The organism is Paenibacillus sp. LS1 (assembly GCF_026013365.1).
Lineage (GTDB): Bacteria > Bacillota > Bacilli > Paenibacillales > Paenibacillaceae > Paenibacillus.
On record NZ_JAPDOE010000002.1, the window covers coordinates 858,509 to 877,522 of the forward strand.

A 19,014-nucleotide genomic window follows, 5' to 3' on the forward strand; every position below is an offset into this window, starting at 1 on the left:
TCCGATAGTTTTATATAGTTTAATTTGATTGGTAAATCTGCTTGTTAATTCAATGGAGAAATCCAATGTTTTAACTTGATACTTTTGGAATCCGCTCCATGTAATAAAGCCTGAATGTTAACTTCATAATCATCTAACAGCTTCATGCGATTAAACTGATCATTGAATTGAAAGAAATTCAGATCAAATACATTGAGAATGTTGATTCCATTGGCGTTAGAACTCAAGATGGATATCAAATCGGTAAAAGTTAAAGCGTCCTCCGACGATGAACTTTCTTTTAATTCACGCACTCTGCGTTTTCGTGCAAGCATCTTTTCTCTTAATGCACTTGCTCTTTCATTGAGTGGATTGAAATCATCATCCTGCTTAGTCACTACACAATGTTGAATCTGAATAATTTTGACGATATGTTCCAGATCCGAATAGGACAAGCTGATGTCACCAGCCGTAATACATGATTCCGAATAATTGAATTGAATGGCAACATTAAGAAAATATTGAAAGGCGTTTAGATACGTAGCAACCAAGCTTTCGTTCCTGCTGTACAATAGTAGTTCGACCAACGTACCATCATACTCTTTGAGTGAAAGGGATGGATAAAGATCCTCTATCCTAAGACTGACCAGATTTAGCTTTTCATTAAAGTCTTCATAGCCTTCCTCAACGATTGCATCAAGTAACTTGGGAAAAATTTTAAGACCCTGAAATACGATGGGTTTGTTAGCTAGCGTTCTTAATTTGATGTATTGTACATTCATCAAGCAAAATCCAGCATGCGATAGGCAATGCTATCCCCATAATAGTTCGAGTTTATGTCCAGAACATCCATCTTATAAAACTCCAATCGTCCCAAGCCTAAATCCTGATTCCTGGCGAAAAGTTTATCAATTGTACTGATAATATAATCCGTACGTAACAGTTCACTATTGGACTGACATAGCTGACGATGAGTGTACACATTAAAACACAGAATTCCTGCTTTATACTGATTCTGAACAGGTTGAATATTCTCAAGTGAGATAGAAACTACAGTTTTCAGTACATCTTCATTTTCACCGGGAATGCACCGGTGCGGGAAAATCCGTTTGTATATGTATTGTTTCGGATCAACTACAATGGATTGTTCTAGATAGTCCGCTGTATCATAAGCAACAGCCTTCATCAGATCCTTTGACGTCAGCAACTTGTCAATAATCTTCTCTCTCGTGCTACTTAATTGAATGAATGTGGATCGAACCATACAACACCTTCTTTTTTGAGTAATGGAGCAGCCCTGACTTGTATCTGCTTGAAATAACTTTTGGCAGAGCAACTAGGATTCATTTCCAATTGATGTCCCCCTTCTACATAAATGGTAAATAAACAGCAAAGGTCCCTTCGTAAAAGTCTCTTCACTTGACTATCACTAAACGTTCTCTTGAATAAACGTGAAACCCCTTGGTGTGACTGGCCTATAGGGTATTTCCTAACGAATCGCAGACCTGAAAATAAAAAAAAACCATGATCAATATGACCATGATTTCCTTCAGGAACTGCTCTTTCAGATTAATGAACGGTAACTACGACCCGCTTGATGATATCCAGCTTTCTTGCAGTCCTTACAATACTTCATTCGATTGGACTTGGCCAACATACGTTTACCACAGATGGTACAGATCTTAATATTCTCGCCTTTCCATCGTAGGTACTCTAATACAAAATCATCGAAACGCTCCAAATAAAAAGCAATGTTATCATTCTCGCAAGCAAACTGCACTTGTACATTTGTTGAATCCACTCGCTTGCTTCCTATGAGATAACCCTGTTGAATCAGTTTATACACCAGCAGCCCTTGATCCTTTTTACTAACTGCCATTTGACTATCACTGTATACTTCTTTCAAATCGTTATTAACCCAATACGTACTATTTTCGTTTATAAGGTTGTTGATTTTGCTATATACGAGCATTACAAAGGCTAATTTCTCTAGTCGTATGCTTTTTAATGCTTTGATCTTTTGGAGTTCAGCAACCGTTATCGGTATTTTATTAATTTCTATCATTGTACTTTTCTGATCTTCTTTTCTCCTTTTTATCCAGCTCATAGTCTGATTGATGACACGTGTTAGATACATATCCCATTGAACAGTATTATAATCTGGATAGTGTTGGGCCATAAATTGGTCTAATGACATATGAACTTCATGCTCGCTCTTCCCTTGTTCAAATTCATATTTGACCAGACATGCCAACGTTTTGGTTGGCTTCTTATCCATTTTCCCATGTGCAATTGCTTGCTCGGCATGATGATGTTCATTCAGAATGATTTTCAAGGGCGTTGCTCCTTCACATGCATTTGGGTCATTTTAAAGGTTCTTCCGGCATACTCAATATCGCCGTCCGGGTCTCTAACCGGATAATGGATGATGTGATCATTGCTGAGCAATAGATTACGAATAATCTGATCTCCTGACACATCCCATACAAATTGCTTTGATTTCTCCGCATTTCGATAACACATGTCCACAATCATATTGCACAGATCTTCTTCGTTATTACAGATCTCCAGCGCCTGCTCCTTAAAGCGTGAAACAAATAACTGCCATCGGGCGGATCTTTCTTCCTTTTTCACCTTACTCTTGCGCAAGTTAGTCATATAACTACGTAATTCTTCGTTATGCATCTGATATAATCGTTGAATCTCTTTGTAACGAGCCTGGGAGTATTTCTTGGTACTCATCAATATCGTATGATCAAACGGACGCTCGGTCTGTTTTAGCTTTAACTTGTTGAACTCGTCTTCCACTTGATGGCATAACCGGTTCATCACAGAAGGTGCTGTGGATACAGGCATTCTCTGTTCATAATGTTCCAGGAACTGTTCCTGCTCTGGGGATAACCCCTTCTTCGAAACTAATTCATCGACAGTCATGCCAAATAGCTGCAAGCACTTCTGACTCGTTTTTTCTACATAGGTGGTATATTCTTTTTTCTGCTCCGGGTCATTGTATATGAAAAAATAAGGTTTCTTGTGCGCTACCATTTTCAAGGCAGACTCGTCCGTTACCGCAGCGCGAATATCATACCAGTGCTTCGGCATTTTTTTACATTCAATGCCTTTGGCTTGATCAATGGCATTTTGTTGATAATGCTGACCACATTGAATTCGATACATCATTTCCTGATACTCTGCACTATGCTCCTCATAATTGGCTAATACATCGAACATCGATGTGATTTTGTTTGTTGTAAAACCGATTAGATCACCGAAACTGTCTTTGTTGGCCTGGATCAGATCCTTCTCATCCGGAACTTTTTGGGCAGAGGTTTTCTGTACACATACAATCGCATCCAGCTCCTGAATCGCCCCAAGAATCGTTGGATTATCTGTAGTTAAGACCTGATCACTATCCATATCTGCACCATTTAAGGAATGCGTCGTCGTATCCCATGAATTCAAGATCGTGACCGTCTTCATATAGCGATACCAATGCTGCATCTCATCCGTGTTTTGGAAACGAAGCACCTTGATGTTGTTATGACAAGTCATTGGAGCTCTGAAGCAAGCCACGCGGTCTACATGCTGCTCATTCCAATATCTGGAGTAGAACTCACCCGAGCTCAGCAATCCAGTTAAAGGTAGGGCAAATATGCTCTGACACAATGTATAGGGATCGCCAGAAATAATGCTGAAATTGCCCTTAACTCTTAATACTCCGATCTTGGCTTCATTCATTCGTTTGCGTATTAATGTATGGATTTTGCTCCGCACAAAAGGATCATCTATAAGTCGTGGGTCTACCATCAGCCCTTTAATATAATCATCCGGACTATTTCTGTAGTCATTCTCATGAATATGAATTCCTTTGAGGAACAACAGTGCCTTGCGATAGTCCTCACCCAGTACATCTTTAATCGAGTCGACCGTGGGAGTAATGAGTTCACCAATCTCGTTATCATCTAATTGAAGCGACTGAATGAACTGGTAGTTTAAATGACGCTCGTCCTCCAGTTCTTCAGGAGTAACTTTTGTTACGCTGAACGTGTAGCCATGGTAACCGCAACATAACAGATAATCGTCGATACTGTTGTACGAGCTCCAGAGTTTGAGCATGGACGTTGTGATGATTAGATCTACCTCTCGAATATCTACAGGGTTACCCCAGGCATCATCCACCATATGCTTTCCTGCAACTCGATCAGCAAATGCGTGATAATCAAATGTAAATACCATACCTTTACAGAAGCTATTACGAATACAAAATCCACTCGGGATATATGCATGCCCCAACTCGGTTGCCCATCGTTCACTAAGTGTAGGAGAGATAAGACCGAATCCATCACTCATGTTCATCTGAATAGACTCATTTTTCCTACTCTCAATGCGAGGGTACTCTGTCTCGGTATCATCAATCTGAATGATGTCTGCGCCAAATTCGGTTATGCAATCCTGAACAACCAATACTCGCTCGGGATGTGACACAGGCGTACTCGTACTGCAAGCCAGGGCCTTATATGCCTCCAGTTTGGCAGGAACTAGCTCTTTATTCGGATCTCTGCCGTTATTCAATCTCTTCTCCAAAAGCGGATGGATATCCTCACTCACATAGATGACCGTCGAACTTTTGGCACCACCTGTTGTAGCCAAAAGACGCTTGTATTTCTTGCCGTTGATGGAGAAGGCTTTCGATGAATTCAGCCGATCGTAATCTTTATTATTTTCAATGACCACCAGCAGGTAATCATCGACAAATTTCAGATTTTTCAGTTCTTCATGTAATTTCTTTATTGTTCTTTTATGCTCAGCATTGGTTTTCAAAGCTTTTAATTGCTCTATTTCCAGCTTAATTGTAGCCAGATCTGCCTCTCTCCCCTTGAAGCCTCGAATACGATCAATAAAACGAAACACCTGATGGTTCCCAATAGATGCCAATTCTCCATTTAATGTAGCTTCTTGATAAGTAAGATGCAGATCATAATCCGCTTTTCTAATTCTGGAAGATGTAACTTTATACACGTACCTCAATCGATCTTGATATGCATTGCCCATTCCCGATCCCCCCGTTGCTTCCTGTCCTGATTAAATAAATTATAGATTAGACCCGCACGACTGACGCAGGCAAACAGGATGATCAAGGGATGAAAAAGGAAGAATATTTGTTCTAATAGGGGTAGAAATTAAGGGGCACTTCTGGGCTTGATTCATTTCGTTTCGGTATATTTCTGCGTCTGAAGCACTATGATTATTGCATTTTTAATGATATAGTGTATTGAAGCGTTTTTTAAGCTGACATACTTTTTAACGGGGCTGGGATGAATGAAAGAAACCTTATCCAATCAAGAGGAAATCGGCTTTTTATTTAATGTCGATATACTTATTAAGAGCCGCTCAAATGCATTGGCACTGCAGTCCCTGTTGGAGTTCATAAACAAAGAGGAACAAATTGCGGACTTTCGGATTCAATCCGGCATAGAGCTAGGCAAAATTATTGAAGCGACACTCCAGTCCAAAAAGGACTCCTTCGTCACACTTCACAATGAACGTAAAAAATCACAAGCCAACGCAGCACAGAAGGCGTCCACAGCTACTCAGACACCTGCCTCACCTGCTCCAGCTAAAGCACAGAATCAGCAAGAAAAACCGGTTAGCGAGAAAAAACCTGCCCCCCAAACATCCAATGTTTCCGATGGAAATTCGTTTGATGCGTGGATTGACACGCTTATTAAAGAGAATCGTCTCACCCGTATTGTTGTCAACAACAAGAACGGTAAACATCAGAGCATTCCTTGCCGCATTTTGAATTTTGATCGGGATACCAGTGTGGTGAGCATCTACCATGTAGATGAAAAACAAGTGTATACGTTCCGAACCAATGAAATCGATGAGTTTCTGTAACTAACTTCATCGGATTAAAACAAAAAGCAACTTGCGTTAGAATGACGTGACATTCTAACGCAAGTTGCTTTTTTAGTTCAATGGTTGATGAGCATACGAGTTTGATTCGGCTGGATCATGAGCGATCCTTACCTCGTTGCCATACATCTAATGCCAATAACAACCATCCGGCAATAAAGGCTACCCCACCAATTGGTGTGATGGCACCCAGAATCTTGATACCGGAAATACTGAGCACATACAAGCTGCCCGAGAACACGATAATTCCGATAAACAACAGACGCGCGGCCCATTTCAGTTTCGTAGATGCCCCAAGCTGACCCGCCGTCAAGCCGATAATGAGCAAGGCCAATGCATGAATCATGTGATATTGCACACCCGTCTCATATGTAGCTATGGCCGCCGGTCCAATCGTATCCTTGAGCATATGTGCACCAAACGCACCGATTGCCACCGATAGCATGGTCATTACAGCTCCAAGCATCATCCATCTTCGTTGCATGTAAGTTCTCTCCCTTAGTTCAACTCTTCCCTCCTATTATTGTAGCGAATCCACTCCCCCTTTACCAGTCGGGTCGGAGCATCACAGATCATATGTCTGTTTATACTTACTAATCCTATCCCTACCTTATATATCGTAGAAAACTGGCGTAAATCCTTGATTTTTATCGATAATTATGGAAAAGTAAACAGATATGCAATCGTTCTATTATGAGAGAATCAATACTCATCGATTAGGTTAATAACACTCAGTACGATGATTAAGGGAGGGATATTACAATTATGGATAATCACAATTCCTACAATTCAGGTTATAACCAAGCAGATCAATATAATAACAATATGACTGAACCGTATCCGCCAGATCATGAGAGGCATTCAATGGCCCCACTGAAACATTCCGGACTTGGAATCGCCAGCTTTGTCATTGGATTGGTTGCAATCGTGGGTTACATTCTGATATTCTTTATTGCCGCCATGGCCCTGAACGATTCAATCGGAGTTCTTACCCCGTTGCAGGCAGAAGAACTAGCCTTGCATCCAGCGGTAATTCTGGCTTCATTATCTATTCTGGTTTGCCTGATTCTCAATCTGGTGGGAGGCATCATCGGAATCATTGGTCTTGTCCTCAAGAATCGTAAGAAAGTCTTTGCCATTATCGGGTCTCTGCTGAATGGGATCATCATTCTGGCATTCATTGGTCTTATTTTGGTGAGCATCAGCATGATGTAACAGTTTGCATCAGCGTCATGTTTCCTTATAATTAAAATGAATAGGTTTACACATGGATATAATCTATATTATTTTTCTAAAAATTCTTGTATTTCAAAGGAGATTGACATGTCACGAATCAAAATTTTTGCGGACAGCACAAGTGATCTGGCTCCCGAATGGATCCAGCAACACGATATCGGCATCATCCCCCTGTACGTGGTGTTCGGTGAAGAATCACTGAAAGACGGTGCTGAGATTAAGCCTGAACAGCTATATGAACGTGTTAGCCAAGATGGGCGTCTTCCCAAAACAGCTGCACCTTCACCCGCTGATTTCATGACGGCATTTCAACCTTACATAGAACAAGGGGATGAAATTCTATATATCAGCTTATCCTCTGAACTTTCCTCTACTTACCAGAATGCACGACTCGCGAGTTCTGAGTTCCCGGAAGGTCGAATTTCCGTCATCGACTCACAGAATCTCTCATCCGGAATTGCTCTTATGGTGATGAAAGCGGTACATGCCGCCAATAAAGGACAAACCCTGCCTCAGATTACACACCTGATTGAGGCGATGAAACCGAATGTGAGGACGGAGTTTGTCATTGATACACTGGAGTATCTGCACAAAGGTGGACGCTGCTCAGGCATGCAGAACCTGATTGGTAGTCTGTTGAAGATCCGCCCTGTCATCCGGGTAACGGATGGCAAGATGGCACCTGCCTATAAAGTGCGCGGCAAACGGGAGAAAGCTCTGGAACAAATGCTGCAAAACACGCTCAGCGCAAAGGAACAGATTGATCCAGACCTGCTGATCGTTGTGCATACCATGGCTGAAGAGGATGCACTTGACTTGCAGAAGTCTTTGCAGGAACAGACTGGTGCCCGGGTGGAACTGACCACTGCTGGTTGTGTAGTATGCAGTCACTGCGGCCCGAAAACAATTGGAATCATTTATAATACTGTCATATAGTATTACACGGGACATCGCATCATATTACTACATCCTGTGTTCTGGATCTGTATGTAATTACATCCAATGCTTGCAACTGGCATACCAACACAACATTAAAAGGGCATTCCGAGCTTAATCGCTCAGCATGCCCTTTTATATTTTGCTAAATTCAGGAATAACCTTAAGTTAGCCGATTGATCATTATGATACAGGATCAATACGTTTTGGTCCTCAAATCATCCAGACTTTTAAATGCATATCCTTGCTTACGCGCCTCATCAATAATAGAACCCAGGGCTTCCGTATTGTCTTTGGATACCGAATGAAGCAAAATGACAGCGCCCGGATGGAGTTGTTTCAGCACTTGTTGATACGCATACTGTGTTCCACGCTGTACATTGGTATCCCAGTCTTTGTAAGCAACAGACCAGAACACGTTCACATACCCTTGGGCATGACTCTCTGCGAGCGTACGATTGTTAAAAATTCCGCGTGGTGGCCGCAAAAAGGTAGCTTGTTGACCCGTGAGGCGATTTACCTCCGACTTAACCTTCTCGAGTTCCACCCTAAGCTTCTCATTGGAGATGCGGGTCATATCTGGATGACTCCATGAATGATTACCCACAATATGACCTTCAGCCGCCATGCGTTTGACCAACTCAGGTTGATCCTTGAGATAATGACCTGTCACAAAGAAAGCCGCAGGTACCTTTTTGGCACGCAAAACATCCAGTATGGCAGGCGTGAACCCATTCTCATACCCGTTATCAAACGTGAGATACAATTCCTTCTGCTTCGTATCCCCCAGGAAAATGGCATCGTTATGTTGTAAGATCGATTTAAAGCCTTCCTGATCAATGGAGGGCAGCTGACCATTTTGACTTTTCTTGAAGCCAAAGTGATAAGCTCCGGTAACCGGCGATGCTTCAGCCTGTACCGGTACCATACTGAGGGATAATAGCCCCAACAGTATGTATAGAACCATTCGCTTCATTCTATCCGCTCCTGTTCCTGAAAAATTCGGTTAGTCGTTTGCACACACGAACACCTTCAGGTAATATGCCACAGGAACGGCTAATGTATGTAAATCATTAACGATCGAAACGTTTATTTTCATGTTGTGGCGGCGTTTGATGAAACAGTTCGAGCAAAGTCTGGGGTTTACCACTGGAAGCGAGCCACTCCCTCACCGTCTGTATGGCACGGGTCTGCCCGTCTCCCCGATCACGCCATGTAAGCAGCTCGATGACTTTGATAATCAAGGCCGACATATTGTGATTATCCAGTTCAGACCGCTCTGCCCTCAGCTTGTGATACAAAGCCTCCTGCTCCCAATCAAGCAGAATCTCATCACCAATGGTTGGCTTCAATAGCGTATACGCTCTGTCACAACCTTTACAACGAACCGTGCTGACCTGTTCATCTATAAATTCCACTCGGACATCCTGCTGGCAATCCGGGCACTTAAATCCAACCTGTATGTTTTGTATGTTTTCACTCATGACATTGTTCCTCCTGCTATGTATGTACTACATCTATACCCGATATTTTGTCGATTCACGCTTATTTTGAAGAAATCTCTAAGGTGCTATAATCTTGTAAATATGTTAAAATATTATACATATCATGGTAGGGAAAAGGCGGGATACTCATGTCAAAGGAAGAGCGCAACATAACCTGGCAATCATCCAGCATCAACAGACAAGACCGGGAGAAACATAATGGACACCGTAGTCGGGCCATCTGGTTTACCGGGTTATCGGGTGCAGGAAAGTCATCCCTTGCATTTGCCCTGGAGCAGTATCTCTACGACCAAGGCGTGCGTTGTTACGTTCTAGACGGGGATAATGTGCGCCATGGACTGAACCGGGATCTCGGTTTTACAGTTGGGGATCGTCAAGAAAATCTGCGGCGAATTGGTGAAGTATCGAAGTTAATGGTAGATGCCGGGTTGTTTGTACTCTCAGCCTTTATCTCTCCTCATGAAGAGGATCGGGAGATGGTCAGACAGTTATTTGAACCGGATGATTTCATTGAAATCTATGTGCGCTGTTCGATTGAAGAATGTGAGCGGCGTGACCCAAAAGGCCTGTACAAAAAAGCTCGCAACGGTGACATCCCGCATTTCACAGGCATTTCCGCCCCCTATGATGTACCGAAATCTCCTTCATTTATCATCGATACGGAGCAATGGTCCATTGAAGACGCCGTGCAGGAGATCGTACAGCATTTGGAAGAGATCGGAGCTCTTCAACTGCCGCTTCCTTCGAATACAGCACTGGTTCATTAATTCTTGCTCATTATAATAACTACCTACTTACATGAAAGGCGCGCCCATTGTGGCGCGCCTCTTTACGCTATGTCATACTTACCTACTGTCCCACAACACCCGCTTGCATGTTCAGAAGTTTGCTGAACGTGCCTACCGGATCTGTAGATAACTGCTGATACCCACCCTCTTGAATCACACGACCTTCGTCCAGCACAATCACACGATCTGCCGTTCGAATGGTGGACAATCGGTGTGCAATCACAATAATAGTCACATGTCCTTTTAACCGTTCCAGCGCCTCATGAATGTACTGTTCATTCTCACTATCCAACGCACTCGTTGCCTCATCCAGTACCAATACCGAAGGATTCCGCAGCATGGCCCGGGCAAGTACCAATCGCTGGCGTTCCCCTCCAGACAGCCGAATACCTCGATCACCTATAATCGTATCCAGACCCTGAGGTAACTTCCGTACAAAAGCCGCAGAGGATGAAAACTGCAAAGCCTGCCACATCTGTTCTTCACTTGCGTTCGGATCAACCAGACGCAGATTCTCACGAATACTCGTATGAAACAGGAACGGGTCCTGAGAGACATATCCGATGGAACTTCGCCAGCTCAGTAATCGTTCCTCTGACAGAGGTACACCGTCAATCAAAATACGACCAGTCTCGGGCCTGACGAGGCCCATAATCAGATCTATCAACGTACTCTTTCCTGCTCCGGATTTGCCTACAATTGCAGTCATGCCCCTTGCCGGAATAGAGGCTTGCACATTCATCAATGAGTAGGTATCACTTCCCTCATAACGATAAGAGACATCCTGACACGTGATGGATTCCTTCAGTTTCATAGGTTGAATCCCATCAATTCCAACATCTCCAGCTGAAGCAATCTCTTCACTAATTTCACGACTTTTTGCCGTCTGCGCTTGCAATTCTCTTACCACCCGAAATGCAGGCAGCATCGAGCTGATGTACTCCAGATTGGACTGAATCGCCGTAAATCTGGGCCATAAGCGGGAAAAGATAAGGATAATAAGCAGCAGACTTGCCGGAGGTACCGTCATTACACGGAGAGAAAGATAGATGAATGCAGCAATAATGATGGCCGCGGACATCCGGTGAATCAGCTGTGTTCCACTGTTCAATTGGCTAAACTGAATGACATTGCGTTCAATCTGTCTGCACATGCGCTCAAACCAGTTCATATGTGAACGTTCGAGCATGTTGCTCTTAATATCCTTAATGCCGTTGAAATGCTCGGTAATGCCGTTATAATAACTTTGCGAAAATTCAGAAGTCTGGTCCCCGATCTGCTTGGCCCGTTTGACGAATTTTCTCAAAACGATAAATAAGAGCAATCCACAGACCAGCACAAGTGCCGTCAACTTGGCAGATAACCAGAAAGCTAGACCAATCTGTATCCCCGTAAAGATCAGCGAGGCTGCCATTTGCAGCATAATACTCGTTCCTTGGCTCACACGTGCAAGTTCAGTCGTTAATATATGGTTAAAATCGGATTTTCGTTTTTGGAGAAAAAATGACCATTGCGCCATAATAATGGCACCATAGGTTTCCATGCGCAGCGTTCGTACAAATTGCTGCTGAATTCGCGTATTACGGATCGTCTGGAGACGCTGCATCCAGGCCTGTCCGGAGACAATCAATACAAAAGTGAACAGAACAAGCAACAATTGACTATTCTCAGAAAAACGATTCAACACTTCTCCAATCCAGGGAATGTTCAAGCCTGTGGAGCCCATATCAAATATGCCGATCAGACTCAGCATCGGAACAAGCATGTAGATGCCGATCCCTTCCATGAGACTGATACAGATCATCCCGAGCAGATTCCAATATAAAATGGGCCCCGTGACATGATGCAGCTTTCGCATGAAATACTTTAATTCCGAGATCATACTTTACCCCTTTCCGTCACCGTATACCTTTTAATTCGCCGCCAGAACCAGAGAAACGGACGTAACGGAAAGTACAAAAAAAACAACGAACGCGGAAGCGGCAATTGATCCACATCCCATGTACTTGGATACAAACGTTCAATAAAGAAAAACCATTTTTGCTTCGTACTTCGAAGTTTAAACAGATACGATTGATAATTTTTCATATCAGCTGGACTTTCCAGCATGTCATTCATGAACAGTGCGCCTTCACTCGCTAATCGCTTGCCTGCACGGTCACTCAAAGACATCAGAGATCTGTACTCTGCATCCAGCGGCGAGTTAAATAAATCCGAGGTCAAGCAGAGCGCCTGCGAACCGATCGATAACCGTCCTTCCGCTTTCAGACGCCGTTCTACTTTCTTCACATCGAGTGACATACTGCGAATCATCTGGTCGATATCCAGCAACCAGCGTAGTCTGAACCATCCGTGCCGCGCTCCATGAGTTACCAGATAAGCCCACAGATCTTCTTGTTCGAGCATGCGGACAGGTGTCTGTGTGTATGAACTGAACCGGCTGCGTTGCCACAGCAATTCGAAATCTGTTTCTTTGCCCGAATCCGGGTTAAGCCGCCAATGAATCTCCACTTGAGTCTTCTTGACCGGATGTGTGTAACAGATATGATGTTCCCGCCATTTCCAACTACGAACCGTATGTGTTCGCTCCTCTTCCTTGGATACGTAACCTAGGGTAGCAAGAATACCTTCAGCCGCTTCCACATCATCGAATGGAATCAGAATATCCAAGTCTTTGGAAGTACGCATGGATACATCGCCATAGAGATCATGTGCGAGCGCCGGTCCCTTTAGTGTAATATTGCGGATGCCGCGTTCACGAAAAGCTCCGCACACCTGTTCCATCTCAGCTGTCAGATGTAACATGCGGAACGTATTGGCCGTATATTGTTGTCGCAGACTCTCCATAACATCCGCCGGAATGATCGTGGAGTTCAGTTCTTTCATTTTCAGGTAAAGGACAGAGTACAAGCGGTGATGATAGACAAGCCGCAAAAAGAGCTGCCAATCCGTTCCCTGCAAACGCGCCTTGAGTTCTTCAGGGGATAGAGCCGTCAGATCACCTCTAATCATACTCAAAATCAGCTTAAGCTCCTTCGGAAACCCTGATGAATAGAGTTCACTTTCATGTGTCATAGACAATCTCCCCAGATCCCTTCTCCGGACACCGTTTGCCAAACACGCCGACAACCGTATATTGGTCCATAGTATCAGCTCCGGTCACGATCAATTTCCCACTTCGCAGCCAGGCATGAGCCATCATATGTCCTTGCTTATTCCGTGCAGTCCCCATATATAACGTACTCTCTATCTTGCGTCGCTCAAGCATCTTCATCCCGGCAATCGCCATCACAAGGCAACGGCTTTCCCACAACGTATATTTGCTGGCGAGCAGAATCGCTTTGGAAATATTCCGTATGGCGATTACCTCGCTACGATCAAGTCCGGTCATCGGTGTTTCGACCATGGGCGTCCCTAGCCCGGGTGCGATTTTGGCAAATGGCATAGCTTTCAGGATTCGCGCCCAACCCAGGTGGACATAAGCTTCCCAGACCAGTCGGCGCATCGTGCGCGGAAGAGAAAAATAAGACTTAATTTTTCGCAGCATCGTTCTACACTCCGCGAGTAACGTCGATTAATCCTTCACGGGACAGATGTTCCAGGAATTGCACTACCTGATCACGACATACATCCGGCTCAATCTCATACTCCGCAGCAAGTACCTCAACCAGTTCCCCCAGCGTACGTTCCTCTGCGATCAAATCCCAGATTCTCCCACCCGTACTCCCGAGATTATAGTACTTTCCAGAGCTAATGCTCATCATGACTTTCTCACTGCCCATATCACTAACCAGATTGCCTTCCTTTCGGGTTACCCGGTCTTCCACATTCATCGGCGTAGTCGCTGTCATTGTCCTGTATGCACTCCTTTGCGTATATGATCTGTGATCCGATCCACCATCTCAAATGCTGTAAATTCCGCACCAGTTCGGGTCAGCCTGCCAATTTCCACACTTGCCGAAAGTCTTGAAGCGGTCTCGAACAGCCACTGTGCCAGCCCCTGTCTTGAGACGAGTCCACCACGGAACGTATGGGAACATAACAGATGCAGTCGTTCCAGCCCTGTTACTTCAACCAGTTGAACAGACGTATGGTCTTCTTCCGGTTGTGGGGCAAGTTCGAATACTCCTCCTAGTGGCACGGCCATCTCATGAAAATAGTGCTGAACAGGTATCGCATACTTCGTAATCTCCGCGTGAACCGTTGCATAATCCTGTTCCTTCATGCCGAAGCCATCCAGACTCGGTTGCCATAATTTCTGTTGCGGATAACCAGGTGATACGATGGCTCTTCCACCGGCGTCCCAGGTTAGTGCAACAACATCATCGGTGAGAAGCGGATATCCGCGTGACGCGAGTGCAGCCGACAACGTGGACTTGCCCGCTCCCGAATTTCCGACAAATGCGTAAGCCCAGCCATCAATAACAACTGCACTACCGTGCAGTGGAAGAATGCCACGTTGCATCATAATGACCGCCATACAAGTGCCCAGGATGAATAATCTGACTTTCTTCTCATCAGCTTGCGGCTGAGGGGATATAACGATGCGCTTTCCCTGCTCCATTAGAAACAGACCTGTATCTTCGATTTTGAAAAAAAGGCTGCCTCCTCGTGCCACAAAGTTGTCGTTGCCAACATCCCAGCTCTCCCACAATTGGCCGAGATCTGAAGACTCGATGTGTACATCCACCGCATCTGTATCGGTCTCTTCATCCTTCGTTACGATCTGCAATTCAGGCATTGGAATTTGGCTCGACCAGCGCAAACCATACGCTTCATAGTGCACAGGTAACAATGAACGACGCCTCCTTCGTCTTTAAATGTAAAAAAAAGCCCTTATATTCATGTTGCTCAATATAAGGGCGGAGGCGAAAAGCTGGATTTGTTGCATTTCCGCCCTTTAAGTATGATGACTCTGCATGAAACTTAGGCAACTTAGGAAGTTGGATCGTACAGATCCGCATCGTGAACCGTGATCCAGTCAATCTGTCTGTAGCCAATACCGGCCATCGTTTGATTGACTTCCAACACTTCAAGAGCTGGTGCTTGCCATTCCTTTTTTTCCATTTGCATCGTATTCACCTCCTTTCAAGTATCCCCATTCAGAATTTCCGAATGAACCGATAGACGATCAGGCTATGCATCATCAATCGCAGATCTGGATGAGAAGCAAGCTCCGGTCTCGGACTCGGAAAATTGGCCAGGGCAGACTTGATGCGCTCCGTGTTTAATATGCCAGCGACCTTGCTGTCAGAACACAAGGCGCGCAATTCAGCCGTAAAGGCATCCCAATTCGGAATGATGCGATGCAGCCAATCCGCAGGTTGGACACCCCGTACCCTCTGATTCAATCTAACCTTGTCAGGCAACTCCGGTGAAGTAGCCCGGCGAATCAATGAACGATCCGTGCCTTGTTTTACATATTGTTCAATCGGTACGGACAGGCAGAACCGGATGACTCTGGCATCACTTGTCGGATCACGTTCCCAAGCCCGGTAACGGAGAGAACATTTCGTTGCGACAGCACCGTTTTTGTTTGCAATGGCCAAGTTATTGAATTTCTCGGCACGGACTTTCAATGCATCCGCTTGGGCACCGCCCTGCAGAACAATGATGGATTTGAGCCGTTCCAACACACCTGTTCTTTGCGCAAAATCAGGATGGATCAATTGCACAGATGCGGCCTGACTTGCTCCTTTGGACTGAGCCTTGAACCAGTCCGGATATGCCTTTCGCCCTGTAATCTTGGCTATACGGGAGAATGGCATGCCAGTCCGTTCACTATACTGCTGCATCTCTCGGAACCAGCGGAACCAGTGGCCACCTTTGAGTAGACTTGCGTAATAATCCAGAGCAGGACCCCAAGAGATGGTGAAATTACCGCGTGCGCCTGTCAGCAGAATGCCTGCATCTTGCTCGCTGGCTTTTTCATAGAATCCGCGTATCCAGAAGGAATTTTCAAAGTATTTATAAGGCATTTCCATAATGTCGAGCCAGGTATCCACTTCACTGAGTGGACTTCTGCCTTCAAAATCAAGATAGTTCTCTGTTATATTGCCGACGTGATTAATGGTGGAACGTATGAAGGGCCTCTCGTCTGCGAGCAACGTTTTCGACGTATAATCAGTGAAATCCGGCACAGGAACATAACTATAGGCATGCAGCCGTTTGCCCTGACTTCTCAGTGTTCCGGAAGCAAAACCAACCACCGCACCCGAATCCAGCCCGCCACTTAATGCAGCTGCCACCTGCCTGTGGGTTCGCAATCGTGATCCGACGGCCTGCCCGAATACCTCTCGAAACGCTTCTACATACTCGCCGTCAGATTTGAGCCTTAGCGGTTCCACTTCATCCCAGCGATGGTATTGCTTCAGTTCCAGCCTCCCGTCCCGGAAGACAAGTGTATGTGCAGAAGGCAGCTGACTAATTCCCCGATATACGGTCGAGTTGATATCTGCCGAATCATGCATGTCAGGAATGGCTAGAAACTCGGACAACCAGGTCTCATCAAGTTCTTTATGTACCCCTTCAAGCCCGAGCAACGGATTCATGAGTGTGCAGAAAGCAAAACGTGAACCGTCATGTCGGTAATAAAAGGATCTCATGCCTGTGATGTCTCTCGCTGCATACAGTTTACGATTCCGATCATCCCAGATGGCAAATACAAAATCCCCTAGTAATCGGACAGCCACATCGTCTCCCCAGCGCTGATAGGCACGCAAAATCAGTTCACTGTCCGATAAAATAGCCAATTCAGATCTGGATATCTGTAATTGATCTGCCAGTTGTTCGCGGTTATCCAGAATGGCATCTGCGGTGATGGTCAGACCACTTTCTTCATCATATAAGGGCAGTTTCTCACTCACCGATTCCGGTGTAATCCATTGGGCATGACAGCTCAGAAATGCCTCATTCCCCTTCCATACCCCTGTCGTATCCGCTGGGACGTGCCCCAGGCTTGCATACAAACGCCAGCTGTCTTCCCATAGCGCCTGCTGACCATCGTTGTGAACAATTCCTGCTATGGCGCTCATGACTTTCCTCCCCGTAGAATCTTGCGCTGCGAAGCCCAGGCGCTGATCTGATGACCAAATGGTACCCATGATTTGATACGCTGTATTTTGCTTTGAGCAGAGGCCAGCTGGACTTTTAAGCGTTCTCGCTCACTGTATCCTCGTTCCAGTCGATGATCTGCCGCCCGTAATGCGGCCTGCAGTTGCCTGATCGTTGCCAGCGCAGCCAGCGTAGGATCTGCTTTTTCCGGTTCTTCGACAACTGGATCATTACGATTCACAAGCGGATCAGGGATGACAGCTTCTGCCGGCTGCATACGATATTGTTGTTGCCACTGACAACCCGTCGCTGCCGTCAGCTGATGCGTGATTCGGTCAATGACCTCTTGATCCGGTCTTGCCTCATAATGAACTCCCGTCCATTGTTCAGCTTCTGCCAGCTGTTCACTGTATCCCATCCGGTGGAACAGATCTGCCCCCATCACACGGCAATACAGTTCAACTTCTTGCGGATCTAATATGTTTTTCCAGTTGTTAACAGAACCCTTATGAGCCTCTTGATGCGAAGAAAGGAATGGATCACCCACGCCCATACTGTAGAACATGTCAGATTTTGCACTATCCAGAAACTGTCCATACTGTTCCATACCCTGTTCATATTGAATCCCCAGAAATGCGCATAGTTTCTCGAGTTCTTCCTGAGGCCTGGCGACCATTTGTTCATATTGCAACTCATACGCATTGGCATGTGGCTCGGCAAAATAGTCATTCAAACGGAGCATACCCAGCGTGAGATCAACGGATTTCATATTTAATTTGGAACTCTGCAGACTATGAATCAGGTTGAATCCTTCTCCTGTATGGAGGTTTACCTTTTTGAATGAGGCCGCTATGGACAGTGGATTACGCTGGAGATGAATACGCTTGGACTGCGGGAACAGACGATCCAGCCATTCAAGCATGTAATAATATCGCGGAGATTTATCAACAATGAAGTCTGCTCCGCTTCCTTCCAGGAATCCATTGTAGATCTCAAGAGCAAAACTTCTGCACGCCTTTTCGAAGACATCCTCAGAGACCATGGCATTGTAGAACTGACGCATGATGGAGCTGCCACCATAAGCACGTGAATCGGTCTTTGGCAGATCGACAAGACTCATCAGAAACCACATTTCCTGGGTGGCAAATATACGACTATGATTTTGCAGCATGACGGTGGATAACGAACTACCACTGCGGGGAACACATAGTAAGAAAACAAGTCCGTTACCTTGAGTGTCGATCAATGGCAGCCTCTCCTCTGTTCATTAAAATAAGCATGCAGCCGGGATAGACCAGACTCTACTTTTGTGTTTGGCAAAACGAGTACTACGCACGCTATAGGTCAGCATTTTGCAACATTCCTTCGAAACCTTACCCGAGAGTGATGCAAAACACATGTATTCTTTCGACAACTCTCAGATACAATATGTATTCATAGTTTTACTCTATGATACAAAATGTATCATGTCAATCTTTTATTTTCACCTTTCATAAATTCTTACTCTTTCACTGTATTCTGCTGTCTGTCGTTTAAGCACTCATTCATGATCAATCTTGATCTGTATGCACAAACGCGAAAAAGCTCCAGACATGTTCTGT

At 44.9% G+C, this 19,014-nt stretch carries 19 protein-coding genes; 4 read left to right on the plus strand and 15 right to left on the minus strand.

What is annotated here, in order from left to right:
* Nucleotides 1-44: 44 nt before the first annotated feature.
* From OM416_RS13225 to OM416_RS13240, 4 genes are all read right to left on the minus strand, one after another.
* Complete coding sequence (locus OM416_RS13225) at nucleotides 45-761, minus strand: hypothetical protein (RefSeq protein WP_264929890.1); 717 nt, start codon at nucleotides 759-761, stop codon at nucleotides 45-47.
* Nucleotides 761-1,243, minus strand: a complete 483-nt coding sequence (locus OM416_RS13230; protein WP_264929892.1) for a hypothetical protein — start codon at nucleotides 1,241-1,243, stop codon at nucleotides 761-763. Before OM416_RS13230 ends, OM416_RS13225 begins: the two co-directional genes overlap by 1 nt.
* 300 nt (nucleotides 1,244-1,543) lie before the next feature.
* The gene (locus OM416_RS13235; protein ID WP_264929894.1) at nucleotides 1,544-2,314 is read right to left on the minus strand and encodes a hypothetical protein; all 771 of its coding nucleotides are present in this window, start codon (nucleotides 2,312-2,314) and stop codon (nucleotides 1,544-1,546) included.
* Nucleotides 2,311-5,031, minus strand: a complete 2,721-nt coding sequence (locus tag OM416_RS13240) for an RNA dependent RNA polymerase (protein ID WP_264929896.1) — start codon at nucleotides 5,029-5,031, stop codon at nucleotides 2,311-2,313. Before OM416_RS13240 ends, OM416_RS13235 begins: the two co-directional genes overlap by 4 nt.
* A gap of 267 nt (nucleotides 5,032-5,298) precedes the next feature.
* On the opposite strand from OM416_RS13240, the gene OM416_RS13245 reads away from it, so the two are divergent.
* Entirely contained in the window at nucleotides 5,299-5,877 is a 579-nt protein-coding gene (locus tag OM416_RS13245; RefSeq protein WP_264929898.1) for a hypothetical protein, read from the plus strand.
* A 115-nt stretch (nucleotides 5,878-5,992) separates the two neighbouring features.
* Here the strand turns inward: OM416_RS13245 and OM416_RS13250 are convergent, their stop codons facing one another.
* Nucleotides 5,993-6,379, minus strand: coding sequence for a DUF423 domain-containing protein (locus tag OM416_RS13250; RefSeq protein ID WP_017689551.1), 387 nt, complete (start codon nucleotides 6,377-6,379; stop codon nucleotides 5,993-5,995).
* 281 nt (nucleotides 6,380-6,660) lie between these two features.
* Between OM416_RS13250 and OM416_RS13255 the strand changes: the two genes are divergently transcribed.
* Both OM416_RS13255 and OM416_RS13260 read left to right on the plus strand, forming a co-directional pair.
* Nucleotides 6,661-7,110: a hypothetical protein gene (locus OM416_RS13255; protein WP_264929902.1), complete on the plus strand. Its 450-nt coding sequence runs from the start codon at nucleotides 6,661-6,663 to the stop codon at nucleotides 7,108-7,110.
* 108 nt (nucleotides 7,111-7,218) lie between these two features.
* The gene (locus tag OM416_RS13260; RefSeq protein WP_264929904.1) at nucleotides 7,219-8,067 is read left to right on the plus strand and encodes a DegV family protein; all 849 of its coding nucleotides are present in this window, start codon (nucleotides 7,219-7,221) and stop codon (nucleotides 8,065-8,067) included.
* 196 nt (nucleotides 8,068-8,263) lie between these two features.
* Here the strand turns inward: OM416_RS13260 and pdaA are convergent, their stop codons facing one another.
* Together pdaA and OM416_RS13270 are read right to left on the minus strand one after the other, a co-directional pair.
* On the minus strand, nucleotides 8,264-9,043 hold the full coding sequence (gene pdaA / locus OM416_RS13265) for a delta-lactam-biosynthetic de-N-acetylase (protein ID WP_264929905.1): 780 nt from the start codon (nucleotides 9,041-9,043) through the stop codon (nucleotides 8,264-8,266).
* Nucleotides 9,044-9,140: 97 nt separating this feature from the next.
* Nucleotides 9,141-9,551 (minus strand): hypothetical protein, encoded by a 411-nt coding sequence (locus OM416_RS13270; protein ID WP_062833510.1) that lies wholly within the window; start codon nucleotides 9,549-9,551, stop codon nucleotides 9,141-9,143.
* A gap of 149 nt (nucleotides 9,552-9,700) precedes the next feature.
* Here OM416_RS13270 and cysC point away from each other — a divergent pair, with 149 nt between their 5' ends.
* Nucleotides 9,701-10,339 (plus strand): adenylyl-sulfate kinase, encoded by a 639-nt coding sequence (gene cysC, locus OM416_RS13275; protein WP_264929908.1) that lies wholly within the window; start codon nucleotides 9,701-9,703, stop codon nucleotides 10,337-10,339.
* Between the two features lie 82 nt (nucleotides 10,340-10,421).
* On the opposite strand, the gene OM416_RS13280 is transcribed toward cysC, so the two are convergent.
* The 8 genes from OM416_RS13280 to OM416_RS13315 form a co-directional block, all read right to left on the minus strand.
* Nucleotides 10,422-12,239: an ABC transporter ATP-binding protein gene (locus OM416_RS13280; protein WP_264930729.1), complete on the minus strand. Its 1,818-nt coding sequence runs from the start codon at nucleotides 12,237-12,239 to the stop codon at nucleotides 10,422-10,424.
* Complete coding sequence (locus OM416_RS13285) at nucleotides 12,239-13,372, minus strand: nucleotidyltransferase family protein (RefSeq protein WP_264930732.1); 1,134 nt, start codon at nucleotides 13,370-13,372, stop codon at nucleotides 12,239-12,241. The genes OM416_RS13280 and OM416_RS13285 overlap by 1 nt, the downstream gene beginning before the upstream one ends.
* A 52-nt stretch (nucleotides 13,373-13,424) precedes the next feature.
* A complete protein-coding gene (locus OM416_RS13290) occupies nucleotides 13,425-13,907 on the minus strand; it encodes a lasso peptide biosynthesis B2 protein (RefSeq protein ID WP_264929910.1) in 483 nt (160 codons plus the stop codon).
* A 4-nt stretch (nucleotides 13,908-13,911) separates the two neighbouring features.
* A complete protein-coding gene (locus tag OM416_RS13295) occupies nucleotides 13,912-14,211 on the minus strand; it encodes a lasso peptide biosynthesis PqqD family chaperone (protein WP_264929913.1) in 300 nt (99 codons plus the stop codon).
* Entirely contained in the window at nucleotides 14,208-15,155 is a 948-nt protein-coding gene (locus OM416_RS13300; protein ID WP_264929915.1) for an aldolase, read from the minus strand. Before OM416_RS13300 ends, OM416_RS13295 begins: the two co-directional genes overlap by 4 nt.
* A gap of 140 nt (nucleotides 15,156-15,295) precedes the next feature.
* Nucleotides 15,296-15,433, minus strand: a complete 138-nt coding sequence (locus OM416_RS13305; protein WP_179132238.1) for a paeninodin family lasso peptide — start codon at nucleotides 15,431-15,433, stop codon at nucleotides 15,296-15,298.
* A 29-nt stretch (nucleotides 15,434-15,462) separates the two neighbouring features.
* Entirely contained in the window at nucleotides 15,463-17,394 is a 1,932-nt protein-coding gene (locus OM416_RS13310; RefSeq protein WP_264929918.1) for an asparagine synthase-related protein, read from the minus strand.
* On the minus strand, nucleotides 17,391-18,659 hold the full coding sequence (locus OM416_RS13315) for a sulfotransferase family protein (protein WP_264929920.1): 1,269 nt from the start codon (nucleotides 18,657-18,659) through the stop codon (nucleotides 17,391-17,393). The genes OM416_RS13310 and OM416_RS13315 overlap by 4 nt, the downstream gene beginning before the upstream one ends.
* Nucleotides 18,660-19,014 lie beyond the last annotated feature (355 nt).

Coding starts and splice junctions, on each gene's coding strand:
- OM416_RS13225 (WP_264929890.1), bottom strand. CDS start 761: ATGAATGTACAATACATCAAATTAAGAACGCTAGCTAACAAACCCATC.
- OM416_RS13230 (WP_264929892.1), bottom strand. CDS start 1,243: ATGGTTCGATCCACATTCATTCAATTAAGTAGCACGAGAGAGAAGATT.
- OM416_RS13240 (WP_264929896.1), bottom strand. CDS start 5,031: ATGGGCAATGCATATCAAGATCGATTGAGGTACGTGTATAAAGTTACA.
- OM416_RS13245 (WP_264929898.1), top strand. CDS start 5,299: ATGAAAGAAACCTTATCCAATCAAGAGGAAATCGGCTTTTTATTTAAT.
- OM416_RS13250 (WP_017689551.1), bottom strand. CDS start 6,379: ATGCAACGAAGATGGATGATGCTTGGAGCTGTAATGACCATGCTATCG.
- OM416_RS13255 (WP_264929902.1), top strand. CDS start 6,661: ATGGATAATCACAATTCCTACAATTCAGGTTATAACCAAGCAGATCAA.
- OM416_RS13260 (WP_264929904.1), top strand. CDS start 7,219: ATGTCACGAATCAAAATTTTTGCGGACAGCACAAGTGATCTGGCTCCC.
- pdaA (WP_264929905.1), bottom strand. CDS start 9,043: ATGAAGCGAATGGTTCTATACATACTGTTGGGGCTATTATCCCTCAGT.
- OM416_RS13270 (WP_062833510.1), bottom strand. CDS start 9,551: ATGAGTGAAAACATACAAAACATACAGGTTGGATTTAAGTGCCCGGAT.
- cysC (WP_264929908.1), top strand. CDS start 9,701: ATGTCAAAGGAAGAGCGCAACATAACCTGGCAATCATCCAGCATCAAC.
- OM416_RS13285 (WP_264930732.1), bottom strand. CDS start 13,372: ATGATTAGAGGTGATCTGACGGCTCTATCCCCTGAAGAACTCAAGGCG.
- OM416_RS13290 (WP_264929910.1), bottom strand. CDS start 13,907: ATGCTGCGAAAAATTAAGTCTTATTTTTCTCTTCCGCGCACGATGCGC.
- OM416_RS13295 (WP_264929913.1), bottom strand. CDS start 14,211: ATGACAGCGACTACGCCGATGAATGTGGAAGACCGGGTAACCCGAAAG.
- OM416_RS13305 (WP_179132238.1), bottom strand. CDS start 15,433: ATGCAAATGGAAAAAAAGGAATGGCAAGCACCAGCTCTTGAAGTGTTG.
- OM416_RS13310 (WP_264929918.1), bottom strand. CDS start 17,394: ATGAGCGCCATAGCAGGAATTGTTCACAACGATGGTCAGCAGGCGCTA.